The organism is Micromonospora sp. NPDC005553, from assembly GCF_042871765.1.
Lineage (GTDB): Bacteria > Actinomycetota > Actinomycetes > Mycobacteriales > Micromonosporaceae > Micromonospora.
The window spans coordinates 1,385,110-1,401,412 of record NZ_JBIAJD010000001.1 but is presented as its reverse complement, the minus strand read 5'-3'; the positions used below and the strand labels follow the sequence as shown (position 1 = coordinate 1,401,412).

The window sequence follows — 16,303 nt, the reverse complement described above, 5'->3', positions numbered from 1 at the left end:
ACGAAAATTCAACTGGTGTTTCCGGTGGTAGCGGGCACCACACGGCTGGTGTCCGGCGTGCGGCGGTCGACGCTGCCGACGACGGCCGTGGAGGTCGGCGATGTCTGACCTGCCACCGCGTGTGCTGTTCGGTGCGGCGTACTACCACGAGTACCAGCCGTACGACCGGCTCAAGACCGACCTCGACCAGATGGCCGCGGCCGGATTCACCGTCATCCGGGTCGGTGAATCGGTCTGGTCGACGTGGGAACCGGAGGACGGCCGATTCGACCTCGACTGGCTCCAGCCGGTCCTCGACGGCGCCCACGAACGGGGAATCAGCGTGGTCCTCGGCACACCGACGTACTCGGTGCCCCCGTGGCTGGCTCGCCGGTACCCGGAGATAGCCGGGGAACTACGCACTGGCGAACGGATGGGGTGGGGCGGCCGGCAGGAGGCGGACTACACCCACCCCGCCTTCCTGTTCCACGCCGAGCGGGTGGTTCGCGCGGTCATCGCCCGGTATGCCGACCATCCGGCCATCATCGGGTTCCAGGTCGACAACGAACCCGGCCTCTGGCTGTTCCGCAACCACGGCGTCTTCCAACGGTTCGTCGACGAGCTGCGCCGCACCTACCAGAGCGTCGAGACGCTGAACCGGGAGTGGGGTCTGGTCTTCTGGTCGAACCGGCTGTCGACCTGGGAGGACCTGTGGCGGCCGGAGGGCAACACCCATCCCCAGTACTCGTTGGCGTGGCGGCGCTTCCAGGCGCGGCTGACCACTGAGTTCATTGCCTGGCAGGCCGGGATCGTGCGGGAGTACGCCCGCCCGGGACAGTTCGTCACCACGTGCATCGACTACGGGCGGCCGGCTGTCGAGGACGAGGAGCTTGCCGGTCGGCTCGACGTGACGGCGGGCAACGCCTACTACGAGGTGCAGGACGCGCTGACGCTTCCCGACTCCCGAACGCCGACGGACAGGTTGGATGACGGGGCGTGGACGATCTCCCAGCGCGCCGACCGCATGTGGAGTTCACGCCAGGAGCCGTTCCTGGTCACCGAGACGAACGCCAACCACCGGATCTCCCCGCACAGTCGCCCCGCCTACGACGGGCAGTGGCGTCAGGCCGCGTGGGCCCTCGTCAGCCGTGGTGCGCAAATGATCGAATACTGGCACTGGCACACGATCCACGCGGGCGCGGAGACCAGTTGGGGCGGGATCCTCCCGCATAGCGGGCGACCAGGACGCACCTACCGGGAGATCGCCCGCATCGGCCAGGAACTCGCCACGGCCGGCGAACTCGTCGCCGGGTTGATCCCCGACGCCGACGTGACCCTGCTCCACTCCTCGCCCACCAGGTGGCTGATGCAGGAACATCCGCCGCTGGCCCGGCAGGATGGCAGCGGCGACCGCGACTCCTACCATGCGTTCTTCGACGTCTTTCACCGCGGGGCGTTCGACGCCGGGCTGCAGACCCGCATCGTGCACACCAGTCAGCTGACAGCTCAACCCGTCGAGCAGGCTGTTGAGGACCATCCGGTGCTCGTGGTGCCGGGGCTCTACGTCGCCGAGGACGCCCTCCTGGACTGGCTGAAGGCGTACGCGCACGTCGGCGGGCACCTCGTCGTCGGCCCCCGCACCGGCTACAGCGACGGCGAGACGCGGGCGCGCATCGACGTGCAGCCCGGGCGCCTCGCCGACGCCGCCGGAGCGTGGTACGAGGAATTCTCCAACCTGTTGACCGACGTGCCGGTGATCGCACGGGACACTGGACTGACCCTGGACGGGCAACCGGCCGCGACTCGCTGGCTGGAATGTCTGATCGCCGAGGACGCGACAGTGCTGGCCGGCTACGACCACCCACACTTCGGGCAGTGGGCGGCCGTCACCACCAGGGTGGTCGGACGCGGACGAGTCACCTGCGTCGGGGCGCTGCCCAACATCGACCTCGCCCGCGCCATCATGCGTTGGCTCGGCCCCGCACGATCACCCCAGTGGTGGGTCATGCCCGAATCAGTGACCAGCACCGGAGCGACCGCGCGCGCCGGACAGCGGTTGCGCTTCCTGCACAACTGGTCGTTCACACCGGTGGACGTCCGGATACCGGTCGCGGTCACCGACGTGCTCGACGACACCCGGTACACCTCGGGGGACGACCTGCGGTTGGGACCGTGGGACGTGCGCGTCCTCGTCGAGGACTGACCAGTCCTGCACACTGAATCGCCCCGGGTCGGTGGCTTTCCCACCAGACCCGGGGCGATTTGCAGCTACACGTGTGGTGGGACGGTCCGGCGGGTGACGGCCGGGGAACCGGGTGCCGCGCCGACGGCACCCGGTCCGGCGTTACCGGCGAATTACTGCCGGGTCCACTTCTGGTTGTTGCCGCCAGTGCAGTTCCAGGTCTGCACTGTGGTGCCGTTCGCGGTGCCCGCGCTGGTCACGTCCAGGCACAGCCCGGACTCGCGGCCGACGACCGTTCCGTCACCGTTGAGGGTCCACTGCTGGTTGGCGCCGCCGTTGCAGTCCCAGATCTGCACCTTGGCGCCTGCGGTGGTGGAATGACCGGGGACGTCGAGGCATTTGTTGCCGTAGACCTGCAGGGCGCCGTTGGGCAGCGCGACCCAACGCTGGTTGCTTCCGCTGTTGCAGTCCCAGATCGCCACCTGTGTACCGTTGGTGGTGCTGGCCCCGGGCACGTCGAGGCACCGGTTGGAGCCGACACCCCGCAGCACGTTGCCGGAGCCGGTGGGCGGCGGCGTCGTCGGGCCGTCGAGTCCCCAGCCGTGCCGGAGCCGGTCGAGCCCGGACTGGTTCGTGACGGTCAACGACAGGTTGGTGCCGCTGCCGGTCAGTGACGTGATGGCGCAGGAGGCGTTGAAACAGGGGCCAGGGCCCTGGGTCTGGTTGGCTTCCTTGACGCCGGTCCAGAGCAGCGAGCCCATGCCCAACTCTCGTACGGTGTCGGTGAGCGCGTAGAAGTACGACACGTTGTTGTTGCCGTCGCGGGGGCCGTTGTAGTTGACGCCGGTATTCATCGGCACGCCGAACTCGGTGAGGATCGCCCGGTCGGCGTACCCGCACAGGCGGGCCTTGAAGCTGTTGATCCACTCTGCCTCGGTCGGGTGGGTTTCGCCGCCCAGCGTGTACATGTGGATAGACAGTAGGGTTCCGTTCATCCGGGAATCGGCGCCCACGGCGCACAGGTCGATGTCCGACCAGAGCCCCGGCACCACGATCCGGCCGCGCGGGATGCTCGAGTAGCGCTGCAGGAACGCGGCCGCGAGGTTGGTCAACTCGGTCGCGCTGTACCCCCACGGTTCGTTCACGATGTTGAAGTAGAACCGGCTGTTGCTGCCGTACTTGGCGATGACCGTGTCCCACATCGTGTAGAACGCGTTCATGTCGCTGATCCGGCCGCCGGTCGGAGGCCAGGGTGCGATCATCACGTTCATGCCCATCGCGCTGGCCGCGTCGTACGCCGCTGTCAGGCTGCCCCACCACGGTGACGACGTGGTCTGTGGGTTGATCCCGAACCGGACCGTGTTGGAGCCGAAGCTCTGGAATCCCCTGAGGATCGCGGTGGCCTTCGTGTAGGTGGTCGCGTAGCTGTCTGACTTGGACAGACCGATTGGGACGTTCTCGTCGTACAGGAAGTTGTCCCTGGTATCCGCCCAGTTGACCCCGCGGAACTGGCTGGTGGCTGCCTGCGCCGGTGCGCTGGGCGCTACGTAGAGGCCGAGTGATCCCAGCAGCACGGTGGCGACCGCGCCAATCGAAGCAAGACGCCACAGGCGTCTCCGTACAGTCATGTCATCCTCCATGTCGGTGGCCAACTTCACCTCAGGCTCCGCACCTCGTCGCGGGTCACGACGGAGACGCTGTGGTGGCCCTGAGGGGGTTTCGTGCGGCTGGTGATCCAGCCGATGAGGTGGCACCGCTGTCGCGGGCGGCGCCTATCCGAGGCGCCATTGTTGGTTGGTGCCGTTGTTGCAGGCCCAGAGTTGGGCGAGGGCGCCGTTGGCGGTGGAGCCGCCGCTGACGTCGAGGCAGAGGCCGGATTGGGCGCCGGTGATGGTGCCGTTGGTGTTGACGTTCCATTGCTGGTTGGCGGTGCCGGCGCAGTCCCAGATGATGACTCGGGTGCCGTTGGTGGTGCCTTGGCCGGCGGCGTCGAGGCATTTGTTGCCGTAGACGGTGAGTTGTTTGCCGGAGGTGTGGGTGAAGCGTTGGTTGGTGCCGCTGTTGCAGTCCCAGATGGCCAGTTGGGTGTCGTTGGTCTGGGAGGCGTTGGGTACGTCCAGGCACTTGCCCGCGCCCACGGCGCGGACCGGGCCGCCGGTGACCGGCGGGGGCGTGGGTGTGACACCGTCCAGCGCCGAGGTCAGTGGGCCGAACCACCTAGCGGCGATCTTCTGGATACCGGAGTTGTTCGGGTGGACCCCGTCGCCGGTGTCGGTGGCGGTGTTGAAGCCGGTCCACTGGTCGACCACCGTGATCGGCGAGACCGCTGTGGTCTTTGATACGGCCCAGGCGGGGATCGCGTTGTTGAAGGTGACCACGCGCTGAGCGCACTGCGAGCAGTTGCTCGGGTTCATCGGGAGAATCTTCGCGACGAGGATCTTCATGCTCGGGTTGCTGGCCCGCATCTGGTCCACCAGCCGGCCGAAGGCGCTCAGGATGGTGGCCGGGGCGATGTTGCTCCAGACATCGTTGGTGCCCAGGTGCATGACGACGACGTCGGGCCGGGTGGCGGACAGCCAGCCGGGCAACTGGTTTTGATTGGCGATGTTGGTGGCGAGATAGCCGCCGTGGCCTTCGTTGTCGCCGTCGTACGCGACGCCGCAGCCCTGCGCGGGGAGTGTGCCGACGAAGTCGACGTTCCTGTAGTTGGCGTTCTGCAACTGATTCCAGAGCAGAGCGCGCCAGCAGCCCGGTGAGCCGGTGATCGAGTCGCCGAGCGGCATGACCCGTACCGGTGCGGCGGCTTGGGCCGGTCCGACCGCGACAAACGCGGTGGCCAACAACAGTGCGGCAAGAAGTCCGTGGAGATAGAGAGGGAATCTACGAAGCATGGGATAACTCCTGGCACGTCATGTGAGGGACCTGAGTGGCTCGGCAGGGCGTCCACGACGCCCTGCCGAGCCTGTTGTCCTCGGCTATCCGAGGCGCCATTGTTGATTGGTGCCGTTGTTGCAGGCCCAGAGTTGAGCGAGGGCGCCGTTGGCGGTGGAGCCGCCGCTGACGTCGAGGCAGAGGCCGGATTGGGCGCCGGTGATGGTGCCGTTGGTGTTGACGTTCCATTGCTGGTTGGCGGTGCCGGCGCAGTCCCAGATGATGACTCGGGTGCCGTTGGTGGTGCCTTGGCCGGCGGCGTCGAGGCATTTGTTGCCGTAGACGGTGAGTTGTTTGCCGGAGGTGTGGGTGAAGCGTTGGTTGGTGCCGCTGTTGCAGTCCCAGATGGCCAGTTGGGTGTCGTTGGTCTGGGAGGCGTTGGGTACGTCCAGGCACTTGCCCGCGCCCACGGCGCGGACCGGGCCGCCGGTGACCGGCGGGGGTGTTGGCTGGGCGGTGGAGCCGTACGGGCACTCGCTGAGGTATCGCGAGACGCCGGTGGAGTCCGCAAGTGACGGGCACAGCAACGGCGCGTAGCGGTCGTCGTTGTCGAGGAAGATCTTCAGCCAGGGGATCTCCCGCCGGGTCACCTGGGAGTTTCCCCAGGTGGGGAATCCGTGGCCGCCGCCGGTGAGCTCGACGTAGGCCCCCTTCGTGGTGGCCGGCTTGGTGGCCCACAGGCTGTTGATCGAGGACGGGGTGATGGTGCCGTCGTCCCGTGCGCCCATGATCAGGGTCGGTACTCGTACGGTGGACAGGTTCTGCGAGAACGAGGCCGGCGCCAGGGGTATGGCCGCCTTCAGCGAGGGGCGCCGCATGGCCGCGCTGATGGCGCCGCCGCCGCCCATGGAGTGACCGAGCACGGCGAGCCGGTTCGGGTCGACCCGGTCGCGGACCGGGCTCTGCCCGGTGAGGTAGTCCAGCGCGGCGAGCAACTGGGTGCCGCGTGCGGTGTCGTAGTCGGTGGGGCTGTTGGTGTCGATGCCGATCACGACGAAGCCGAACGACGCCAGCCAGGGTCCCATCCAGGCGCCTTCGGCGGCCCAGCTGGCGGTGTAGCCCGGTACTGCCGCGATCGCGCCCCAGGTCCCCTGGCTCGTGTCGGTCGGGTAGTAGATCTTCCCGCCGTTGAGGCCGAAGCCGCGCGGCACGGTGATCTCAGCGGTGGCGAACGTGCCGCGGTTGGCGGCGACGCTCTGCACCGTGGGATTCGGCCCCCGTTGGTACGAGGCTGCAGCAGCGGAAGGGGAACTGTCCAACACGGCGGCCCCGGCCATGGCTACGCCCAGCATGGCTGCAGCCGCGCCTGCCATGATGCGCCAGACTCGGCGAGACGAGGATCTGAGATCCTGCCGACCAGCCCCGCTACCGCTCGGCACCTCGGACGGCGGATCTGCGCTCGACACTGGGCGGAGGTCACCACCGCTGCCATTGTGAGAGTCTGCGTTCACGTCGCTCACACCTTTCGTAAGATCGCTCTCCGCACCTCGACTGCCGGCCCTCCGACAGCGTCATCAGTGGGTGCGTGTTCGTGTTCCGTCCCGACATCCACGAGAGATTGGTCGCGCAAGGGACAGCGACTGTTCGTGGCGCGCATTCGGCAATCTGGGTACCGTGCGCTCGGGGAATCGGTGGTCCGGAAGGGTTGCGTTCTCATCGCCGGACGACCGGGTATGGAGCCACCGAGCGAGTGGTGGCCAGGCAGCCGTTCCTATACGCCTGAACCTTTATCAGAGGCAAATCGAGGGATCGGTCCTTCCGGGCCATGCCGATCAGGCACGGCCCGGAAGGTCGCGTCTACCTCAGGTTCGGTACCTCGTCGCGGGTGACCACGTACGAGCTGTTGTAGACGGTGTTGATGAACGATGGTGAGTTGATGCTGCTGTCGCTGATGAAGCTCGTGTGCCAGGTGTTGAACAGCACCCACCGACTGCCGGAGGACTGCAGCTGCGCCGGGTCGGGGATGCGGCCGTTCTCGTGCAGCGCGATCGGAATTGATCCGCCGTACACGTTTCGGGCGGCGTTGAACATCGACGTCAGCGGCCCGTGGTCGCCGGCGTACGTGTCGGCGCCGCCGATGTCGACGTACTGCTTGCCGGGGTACCAGGCAGAGCTGGGGGAGCCGTTGAACGGGTGCAGGTAGACCAGGTTGTGCACCCCCTGGGCGCGCATGAAGTTGTAGGTGTAGGCCCACAGCCGGTTGTACTGGCCAGCCCCCTCCATGCTCCACCAGAACCAGGTGCCGCTGGCCTCGTGCCAGGGGCGGAACAGGACCGCGCCACCGCCGTTCTGAATGATCTTCAACTGGTTGGCCCACGCGGTGAGCCGCTGGTTGAGTCGGCCGTTGTCGGCAGTGCCGGAGGTGAGCGCCGCGTTGATGTTCGCCCGCATCAGGGAGCCGTCATAGCCGTCGGTGTTCTGCGCGGGCGAGCCCATGTGGTAGCCGACCATCGGGATGCCGCCGGCGTTCCACCAGGCCAGTCCGCGGGCACCGAAGTCCGGAGCGTCACCCATGTCCTGGCCGCGCACCGCCGGGTACTTGCCGGAGGCGTTGCGAATGATGTTCATCTCGTAGTCCGGGCCGCCGACCCAGGTGGACTCCTGCTGGCCGGAGAGGATGTGGTTGCCGTACTGGCTGTAGACGTAGCACAGCAGCCGGCGCGCGGAGGCGGTGGCGTTCGGGTCGACGGGAGCGACGTTGCAGCCGCCGGGGGTGGGCGGTGGAGTGGTCGGGTTGCCGCCGCCCTGCGACCAGCGCTGGTTGGCTTGGCCGTTGCAGTTCCAGAGGGCGACCAGGGTGCCGGCGGCGGTGGCGGCGCCGGAGACGTCGAGGCACAGCCCGGACTGCACGCCGGTGATGCTGCCGTTGGAGTTCAGCCGCCACTGTTGGTTGGCAGCCCCGGTGCAGGACCAGATGATCGCGGCGGTGCCCGCGCTGGTCTGGCCGGCCTCGGCGTCCAGACACAGGCTGTTGTTGAAGACGCGCAGCTCACCGGCGTCGGTGAAGGTCCAGGTCTGGTTGGCCTGGCCGTTGCAGTCCCAGATCTGCACGCGCGTGCCGGTGGTGGCGGAGTTGCCGACGACGTCGAGGCAGCGTCCGGAAGCGGCGCTGACCAGCCGCCCGGTCGACGCGGCAGCGGCATTTCCGGCGGTCAGCCAGACCGCGGACAGGCTGACGCCGGCAGTGGTCAACACGGCGATCAGCAGGCTCATCCACCGGGTGCGGCGTCGCCGCGTCGGCGGGGTGGGAGGTGGAGCGAGTGCCATGTCAGTACTCCAAGGGGACGGGATGGGGTGCGGTGGCGTGAAGCGGGGGATCAGCGGAGGTTGGGGAGCTCGTCGCGGGTGACGACGTAGTTGTGGTTGTAGACGCGCCGCAGGAACGTGACGTCGTTACGCTCGGTGAGCCAGGTGCCGTTCCAGGTGCTGAACAGCACCCAGCGGGTGCCGGTGGACTGGAGCTGGTCGGGATCGGGGATGGGGCCGTTCTCGTGCAGGGCGATCGGGACGGTGCTGCCGACGATGGCGCGGGTGCGGTTGAACAGCGTCGTCAAAGGGTTGTGGTCGTTGGCGTAGGTGTCGGCGCCGCCGATGTCCACGTACTGCTTGCCCGGGTAGAACGAGGCGTCGGGTTCGCCGTTGTACGGGTGCAGCCAGACCAGGTTGTGGATGCCCTTGGTACGGGTGAGGTAGTCGAACTGGAACCGCCACAGACGCTGGAACTGGCTGCCGCCCTCCTTGCTCCACCAGAACCAGGTGCCGCCGGCCTCGTGGTAAGGCGCCCACAGGACGGCGACGCCATTGGACTGGAGGCGCTGCAGTTGGGCTGCGGCGGCGTCGAGCTCGGAGAGATAGGAGCGGTTCTCTGCCGTGCCCGGCGTGAGGGTGGCGTTGATGGACGCGGTGCCGCCGTAGTTGCAGGAGCTGGTCGCCGGTGCGCCGACATGCCAGCCGATCAACGGGATGCCGCCGGCGTTCCACCAGGCGAGGGCCCGGTCAACGGCGCCGGGGCGGTCACACATGTCGAGGCCACGGATGGCCGGCTGCTTACCGGTGTTGGCCAGGATGTGGTTGAACTCGGCCTCGCTGCCGTTGGTCTCCCGCTGGCCGGACAGGATGTGGTTGCCGTACTGGCTGTAGAGGTAGCACAGCAGTTTGCGAGCCTGGGTGGTGGCCTGCGGGTCGACCGGGGCGACGGTGCAGGTGGGCGGCGGGTTGGTTGGCCCGCCGGCTTGGGTCCAGCGCTGGTTGGCCTGGCCGTTGCAACTCCAGGCCACGACCCGGGTGCCGTTGGCCGGGTTGTTGCCTTCGACATCGAGGCACAGGTCGGACTGGGTCGCCGTGATGCTGCCGTTGGTGTTCAACCGAAACTTCTGGTTGGTCTGTCCGGTGCAGTTCTGGATGGCAAGGGAGGTGCCGGCTGTGGCGCTGGGCAGGTCCAGGCATCTGGTCTCGTTGAAGGTGCGAATTTCACCCTGGCTGGTGAAGACCCAGCCCTGGTTCTGCTGCCCGTTGCAGTCCCAGATCGCGACCGGGGTGCCGGCCGCTGGGTTGTTGCCCGACACGTCGAGGCAGCGACCTGACGCGGCACTGACCAGCGGGCTGCCGACTGCGGCCGAGGCGGTGCCCGCTCCCAGCAGTACCGCGCCACCGCTCGCCGCCACCAGAGTCGTGGCAAGCAGGATTCTCCATCTCATGAGGTTCTCCTCTGGGTATCGGGGGGTGTCCATAGCGTCCGACTCATCGGGTTGTGACGAACCAGGGAGCTGGACGTGCCCGGGGTCCAGCCTGTGAAGCAGTGCAGATAGGTGCGGATAACTCGATACGAGTTACCGAAGGAGGCTGTTCATCCTGTCGCTGGCCGGGTCGATCGCGCCGATACCGGCGTTGACAACGCTGTCACGGCGGGCGGCGAGCACGTCGTTAACATGCCGGAATCATGTTCTTAGTTCATGCACGCTGTCAAGTATGTCTATGCATCGAAGCGTCGCAACCGGCCGAATGGTGCTGGCGTTGTTTGACTGCATCAACAAACGTCCGCAGGTCACGCCCTGGATGCGGGGGAGGCGGTGGTCAGCGGGCCAGGATGCGGTGCTGGAGGGCGATGACGGCGGCGCCGCGAGCCCATTCGCTGAAGGTGAAGGGCTTGACCACGACGTCTACGGGCGTCGAGGTCCAGTGGGTGTGCGCGGTGAGCGCCGCGTCGAAGGCGTCGGCGCAGACGTCGTACATCGTCACTGCCTCGCCGGACAGGATGACCAGCTGCACACCGGTGATGTTGGCGACCGTGGCGACCACCTGCCCAAGGGCGTGGCCGGCCTCCTCGAAGATACGTCGGGCCGCCGGCTGGCCTTCCCGCGCCAGTTCCAGGCACTCCTCGAAGGTCAGTTCCGAACGGCCGAGGGTGGTCGCGACGGCGCGACGGATCGCCGCCGAGCTGGCGTACGCCCGGGCGCAGCCGCGGTGGCCCATTTCGCAGAGCGGGCCGTTGTCGTGGATCGGCAGGTGGCCGACCAGGCCGGTGCCCCGGCCGGCGCCACTGACGAGGCGGTCGCCGATCACCAGGCCGCAACCGAGACCGGCGCCGACTGTGATCAGCGCGAACGAGCTGTGCCCCACGCCGGCACCGAACCACTGCTGGGCGGCGGTCAGCGCCCGTACGTCGTTTTCCACCACTGCTGGTAGGCCCGTGGCCGCCGCGACGAGGTCGCCCAGGGGAACGTTCCGCCAGCCGAGAAATGGAGAGGTGGGCACGACGGGGTCTCCTCCGGAGGCCGTGCCCGCCAGGCTGATCCCGACGGCCGTGGGCGGCTGCCCCGATCTGGTCAGCTCGCGCACGGCCTCGCCGATGCGGGCCACGACGTCGTCGACGTCGTGGCTGATCAGGGGGCAGCGCAGCTCACGCTGTATCTCGGCGCGAAGGTCGGTGCGGACCGCGAACAGCTCGTCTTCGGTCAGCTTGACACCGATCAACGCCGCACGGGCCGGGTCGACCGCCAGCGGCTGGGAAGGGCGACCCATCGTGCCGTGATCGCCGAGCGGCCGGTGGAGCAGGTAGCCGTTTTGCAGCAACGGTTTGGTCAGCTTTGTCACGGCGGACGGCGACAGGTCGAGCCGCCGTGCCGCCTCTGCCCGGGACAGTGGCCCGTGCACCAGCAACTCCACGAAAACCGATCGCATGCCCTCGGTCAAATGCGCATCGGACAACACCTGGACATCTTGGACACGTTTGTTGATGATGTCAAGGAATGAGCGCGGCCTGCTCGTTGGCGCGCAGGTGTTCTGCCGTATTTACTTCACGGAGGACGTAGTGTCGCTGGTGTCCCTCGATCAGCACGGCCGGTTGTGGGCACTCAACACCCGCGACTCCACCTACGTGGTCGGCGTCGAGGTCGACCAGGCAACCGGCGATGCGCTGGTGCTGCAGAAGTACTGGGGGCCGATCCTACCGCCGCAGGCTGCCCGGGAAGCCGCCGCCATGGTGGCCGGGCCCGGTAGTCCGTCCGGGGCCGGACGGCACGTGACCAGCTTCTCTCGCCCAGGCGAGATCGAGGAACTACTGCCGGTCGACGGCGGCCTGCGGTGGGGCCTACCCGCCCTTCAGGTCGCGGTGGACCAGGTGCGGTCGCTCGAACTGCGGTTCGTCAATGCCAGCGTGGTCAGCGAGAATGAGGCAGGCCAGCTCGACATCGCGCTGGAGGACCGCAGCTTTCCGATCGACGTCGTGCTGCACGCGCGGGTGTACCCCGACTCGAACGCCATCGCACGGTGGGTGACCGTGCGGCACCGTGCCGGCGGCGACGCGGCCGTGGAGGTCGGCCGCCTGGACTCCGGCAGCTGGTTCATCCCCGACGCCGAGGACTACCGGTACCGGGCGGCGTCCGGGGCCTGGGCCGAGGAGAGCCAACTCCAGCAGGGCCGGCTGCCGGTGGGCGAGTTGACCTTCACGAGCAGGCAGGGCATCACCGGCCATCACGCCAATCCCTGGATCATGATCGACGCGGGAGACGCTGGCGAGGAGCACGGTGAGGTCTGGAGTGTCGCCCTGGCCTGGAGCGGCAGTTGGCGGATGACCACGACCCGCCGGCCGGAGGGTGGGACCGCGGTGACCGCGGGATTCGGTCACGACGGGGTGCGATGGCCGCTGCCGGCCGGGGCTGAGCTCGTCACCCCGCCGATCCTCGGGCTCTACAGCGCCAACGGGTTCGGCGGCACCAGCCGCGGCTGGCACAACCACATACGCCGGCACATCCTGCCCGCCGGCGACGAGGACCGCCCGGTGCTCTACAACTCCTGGGAAGCAACCGGCTTCACGGTCACCGAACCGGAACAGCTCTCGCTCGCCCGGTGTGCGGCCACCCTCGGCGTCGAGTTGTTCGTTGTCGACGACGGATGGTTCGGCCGGCGCGACGACGAGAACAGTTCGTTGGGCGACTGGTGGCCGCACCGAGAACGGTTCCCCGACGGGCTACGAAGCCTGTTCGACGGCGTCCGCGCGCTGGGTATGAAGGCCGGGCTGTGGGTGGAACCCGAGGGCGTCAGCCCGGACAGCGACCTCTACCGGGCGCACCCGGACTGGACACTGCACCTCGAGCACCGCCGCCGTGACCGCAAACGCCACCAGCTCGTGCTCAACTTCGCCCGTACCGACGTGCGTGACTGGGCCTTGGAGTGGCTTGACCGGCTCGTCACCGACCTACGCCTCGACTACCTCAAGTGGGACATGAACCGGCCGTTCACCCAGGCTGGCTGGCCCGACCAGCGCCAGGGCCAGGGTCACGACCGCGTCTGGATCGAACACACCCGGCACGTCTACCAGGTCATGGCCCAGCTGCGCGCCTGTCATCCGGGATTGCGGATCGAGTCGTGCGCCGGTGGGGGCGGCAGGCTCGACCTTGGCATCCTGCACCACATCGACCAGGTTTGGCCGTCGGACAACACCGATCCCGTTGACCGGCAGACCGCGCAGCACGGCGTATCCCAGCTCTACCCGGCCAACGTCGTGTCCGCCTGGGTGACCGAATCACCGAACGGGAACGTCGGTCGGTCCACGCCGTTGCGCTACCGCTTCCACGTCGCTATGGCCGGCGTACTCGGAATCGGGGTGGACCTGGCCCGATGGTCCGCCGCCGAGCTGGACGAGGCTCGCACGCTGGTCGAGCAGTACAAGACGGTACGCCGCACCATCCAACACGGTCAGCAGTACCGGCTCGGCGGACGGCCCGGCGCCGAGCGGTCCGCGCTGCAGTACGTGCTCGACGACCAGGTCGTGGTGCTCGTCTACAACCCGCATGGAAACGCCAAGAGTGGCCCCCGGTGGTTGCGGCTGACCGGCCTGGATCCGGACGCGGTCTACGAGGTTGCCGTCGGGGGCGACACCGACGGCGTACCCGGACGGCTGGCCGCCAATTCTCGCTGGCAGGGCAGCACACTCATGGCCGTCGGCATCCGCCCCACCGCCTGGGAGCCCATCGGTGCGGACCACCGCAGCGACCTGATCGTGCTGCGGATCAGGAGGTAGGGGAGACGTCGGTTAGCGTGCTCTGCCGGGGTATGAGCCGGTGGGCTGCGCGGAGTTCCACGCCGGGCACCGGCTCGGTGCTGCCGATCCGCATCATGAGCCGGGCGACAGCGAGTTGGGCGATGGCCTTCTTGTCGGGCGAGATGGTGCTGATCGTGGGCCGTCCATACCGTCCGTCCTCGATGTCGTCATAGCCGATCACGGCGATGTCCTCGGGGACGCGTAGCCCGCGCTGGAGTGCGGTGTGGATGGCGCCGGAGGCGACCAGATCGCTGTAGCAGAACACCGCGTCCGGCGGGTCTGGCCGGTCCAGCAGGGCGGTCATGGCGGTGGCGCCGTCGACCCGGTTGAAGCGGGTGGTGCTGATGATCAATGATTCGTCGACCGACAGACCCGCGGCCGTGTGGGCGGCCCGGAAGCCTCTGGTGCGAAGCTGCGCCGCCTCCCCGGTGGGGTAGGGCTGATCGCCGATCGCTGCGATGCGGCGTCGCCCGATGGTGATGAGGTGCCGGACTGCTTCGGTGGAGGCGGCCACGTCGTCGATGCCGACGTGATCGAAGGTGCCGTCGGAAGGGCGTTCGCCGAGGACCACCAAGGGCAGGGCCGGATCGCGGAGCGAGAGATCGGCCTGGGACAGGCCCAGCGGGCTGATGATCATGCCGTCGAACAGGAAGCGCCGTGGCCCCCGTCCGATCAGTTCTGCTTCGTGGTCGCGGTCGCCGTCAGTCTGGTCGATCAGCACGTTGTAGCCAGCCTTGCGGGCTGCGGGAATGATCGCTTGGAGTAGTTCCGCGAAGTACGGAGTGTCAAGATACGGCACCACGACGACAATCTGTCCGGACCGACCTGCGGCCAGGTTGCGGGCGAGGACGTTCGGGCGGTAACCGAGTACGGCGATGGCACGCTCGACCTTGCCCCTGGTGGCGTCGGTGACCCGGGCATACCCATTGACCACGTTGGACACGGTGCGGGGTGAGACGCCGGCCAGTTCGGCGACGTCCCGTAGCGTGCTCTCCCCCATGGACGCCTTCCCGCCGGGCGGGTGAACGGTCTCCCGCAGTGACGATCGTATTTCCAAGATGTTGCCTCTTGCCAGAGCCAGGGCCCCGGTGCATAGTCCTTTGCAGCGCTGCAATGTAACCTACATGACACATCATCATCGATGCGCTGATACCTCGCTTCTGCCAACAAACTTCTTAAGTAGCGTGCTCGCCGCAGCCTTGAGCCGAACCCCGCGCACGGCCATGTCGCCCTGCTCGAGAACGCGGACGGCGCGCGATCCGGGTGTTCGAAGTCCCTTCAGGAGGCTCGCAGCAATGCGCACCAGCAAACATCTGCCCGCAGTCGTCACCGCTGTGGCGCTCGTCCTCGGCCTGACCGCCTGCAGTGGCGGTGACGACGGTGCTGCCACGCCCCGCGCGAAGCCCACGAACTGCACGAACAAGATCGTTCACGAGGACGCGAACCGTGTGTCGGTATGGGCCTGGTACCCGAACATGGCCAAGGTCGTCGACAACTTCAACAACACCCACACCGACGTGCAGGTCTGCTGGACCAACGCCGGCCAGGGTCAGCCGCAGTACGAGAAGTTCCAGACCGCCATCGCGGCAAAGAAAGGCGCGCCCGACGTCGTCATGCTCGAATCCGACCAACTGGTCGGATTCGAGATCCAGGACGCACTGGTCGACCTCGCGCCGTTCGGTGCCGCCGAGGTGAAGAAGAACTTCAGCGAGGGCGCCTGGAAGGACGTCTCACAGGGGTCGGCCGTCTATGCCATCCCGGTCGACGGCGGTCCGATGGCCCTGATCTACCGCACTGACGTGTTTCGGAAGTACGGCGTCACGGCTCCGCCGAGGACCTGGCCGGAGTACGCCGAGGCGGCGGCCAAGGTGAAGGCGGCCGGCGGCCCGGTCTTCGGCGACTTCGGCAGCAACGTGCCGGCCGTCACCACCGCGTTGATGATGCAGAAGGGCGCGCAGCCGTTCACCTACAACCTGTCCGACAAGCAGAACATCACCATCAAACTGGACGACCAGGCCACCAAGGATGTCCTCACCTTCTGGGGTGACCTGGCCAAGAACGGCCTGGTCGGCAAGGAGGACCAGTTCACCACTGACTACATCTCCGGCATGGTCGGCGGCAAGTACGCCACCTATGTCTCGGCCGCGTGGGCACCCGGCTACCTGACCGGTGCAGGCGTCGGCGGCGGCACGGAGAAGGGCACCTGGGCCGTGGCCCCGCTGCCACAGTGGGACCCGGCCAACCCGGTCGAGGTGAACTGGGGTGGCTCCACCTTCGCGGTCACCAGCCAGGCGAGTGACAAGGCAGCCGCGGCCAAGGTCGCGATGGGCCTGTACGCCGACGAGCCGTCACTAACCGACGGCTGGAAGACACAGACCATCTTCCCGCTCAACACCGGCGTTCTGACCTCAAAGGAGTTCGTCGAGGCCAAGAGCGAGTTCTTCAACGGCCAGACCGCCAACAAGGACGTCTACATCCCGGCCGCGAACGCCTACCGGGGCGCCGTCTACAGCCCGTTCACCGTCTACTACTACGCCCAGCTCCAAGCCCAGATCGTGAAGATCAACGCGGGTCAGACGACCGGTGCGCAGGCCGCCACCGATCTGCACAACGACATCGTCAAGTACGCCAAGACCCAGGGCTTCACCGTCCGTTGATCCGCCCCGGGC

Annotated in this window: 10 protein-coding genes; 3 read left to right on the top strand and 7 right to left on the bottom strand. The window is 67.6% G+C overall.

Annotated features, from left to right (window positions below; genetic code table 11):
* Positions 1-100: 100 nt before the first annotated feature.
* Entirely contained in the window at positions 101-2,182 is a 2,082-nt protein-coding gene (locus tag ACFYPG_RS06250; protein WP_387350649.1) for a beta-galactosidase, read from the top strand.
* Positions 2,183-2,334: 152 nt separating this feature from the next.
* Here ACFYPG_RS06250 and ACFYPG_RS06245 read toward each other — a convergent pair whose 3' ends face one another.
* The 6 genes from ACFYPG_RS06245 to ACFYPG_RS06220 form a co-directional block, all read right to left on the bottom strand.
* Positions 2,335-3,789, bottom strand: coding sequence for an RICIN domain-containing protein (locus ACFYPG_RS06245; protein ID WP_387350648.1), 1,455 nt, complete (start codon positions 3,787-3,789; stop codon positions 2,335-2,337).
* A 144-nt stretch (positions 3,790-3,933) separates the two neighbouring features.
* Positions 3,934-5,052: a ricin-type beta-trefoil lectin domain protein gene (locus ACFYPG_RS06240; protein WP_355008333.1), complete on the bottom strand. Its 1,119-nt coding sequence runs from the start codon at positions 5,050-5,052 to the stop codon at positions 3,934-3,936.
* Positions 5,053-5,136: 84 nt separating this feature from the next.
* The gene (locus tag ACFYPG_RS06235; protein ID WP_387350646.1) at positions 5,137-6,294 is read right to left on the bottom strand and encodes a ricin-type beta-trefoil lectin domain protein; all 1,158 of its coding nucleotides are present in this window, start codon (positions 6,292-6,294) and stop codon (positions 5,137-5,139) included.
* Positions 6,295-6,889: 595 nt separating this feature from the next.
* Positions 6,890-8,359, bottom strand: a complete 1,470-nt coding sequence (locus tag ACFYPG_RS06230) for a lectin (RefSeq protein ID WP_387350645.1) — start codon at positions 8,357-8,359, stop codon at positions 6,890-6,892.
* A 50-nt stretch (positions 8,360-8,409) separates the two neighbouring features.
* Positions 8,410-9,789, bottom strand: coding sequence for a glycosyl hydrolase (locus ACFYPG_RS06225; protein WP_387350643.1), 1,380 nt, complete (start codon positions 9,787-9,789; stop codon positions 8,410-8,412).
* A 376-nt stretch (positions 9,790-10,165) separates the two neighbouring features.
* Complete coding sequence (locus tag ACFYPG_RS06220; RefSeq protein WP_387350641.1) at positions 10,166-11,272, bottom strand: ROK family protein; 1,107 nt, start codon at positions 11,270-11,272, stop codon at positions 10,166-10,168.
* Between the two features lie 130 nt (positions 11,273-11,402).
* On the opposite strand from ACFYPG_RS06220, the gene ACFYPG_RS06215 reads away from it, so the two are divergent.
* Positions 11,403-13,613 carry an alpha-galactosidase gene (locus ACFYPG_RS06215; RefSeq protein WP_387350639.1) on the top strand — a complete coding sequence of 737 codons (2,211 nt, stop codon included), beginning with the start codon at positions 11,403-11,405 and terminating at the stop codon, positions 13,611-13,613.
* On the opposite strand, the gene ACFYPG_RS06210 is transcribed toward ACFYPG_RS06215, so the two are convergent.
* On the bottom strand, positions 13,603-14,634 hold the full coding sequence (locus tag ACFYPG_RS06210) for a LacI family DNA-binding transcriptional regulator (protein ID WP_387350903.1): 1,032 nt from the start codon (positions 14,632-14,634) through the stop codon (positions 13,603-13,605). The two genes, ACFYPG_RS06215 and ACFYPG_RS06210, sit on opposite strands and share 11 nt — an antisense overlap.
* A gap of 295 nt (positions 14,635-14,929) precedes the next feature.
* Between ACFYPG_RS06210 and ACFYPG_RS06205 the strand changes: the two genes are divergently transcribed.
* A complete protein-coding gene (locus ACFYPG_RS06205; RefSeq protein ID WP_355008326.1) occupies positions 14,930-16,291 on the top strand; it encodes an extracellular solute-binding protein in 1,362 nt (453 codons plus the stop codon).
* Positions 16,292-16,303 lie beyond the last annotated feature (12 nt).

Coding starts and splice junctions, on each gene's coding strand:
- ACFYPG_RS06240 (WP_355008333.1), bottom strand. CDS start 5,052: ATGCTTCGTAGATTCCCTCTCTATCTCCACGGACTTCTTGCCGCACTG.
- ACFYPG_RS06220 (WP_387350641.1), bottom strand. CDS start 11,272: ATGCGATCGGTTTTCGTGGAGTTGCTGGTGCACGGGCCACTGTCCCGG.
- ACFYPG_RS06230 (WP_387350645.1), bottom strand. CDS start 8,359: ATGGCACTCGCTCCACCTCCCACCCCGCCGACGCGGCGACGCCGCACC.
- ACFYPG_RS06250 (WP_387350649.1), top strand. CDS start 101: ATGTCTGACCTGCCACCGCGTGTGCTGTTCGGTGCGGCGTACTACCAC.
- ACFYPG_RS06210 (WP_387350903.1), bottom strand. CDS start 14,634: ATGGGGGAGAGCACGCTACGGGACGTCGCCGAACTGGCCGGCGTCTCA.
- ACFYPG_RS06225 (WP_387350643.1), bottom strand. CDS start 9,789: ATGAGATGGAGAATCCTGCTTGCCACGACTCTGGTGGCGGCGAGCGGT.
- ACFYPG_RS06205 (WP_355008326.1), top strand. CDS start 14,930: ATGCGCACCAGCAAACATCTGCCCGCAGTCGTCACCGCTGTGGCGCTC.
- ACFYPG_RS06245 (WP_387350648.1), bottom strand. CDS start 3,789: ATGACTGTACGGAGACGCCTGTGGCGTCTTGCTTCGATTGGCGCGGTC.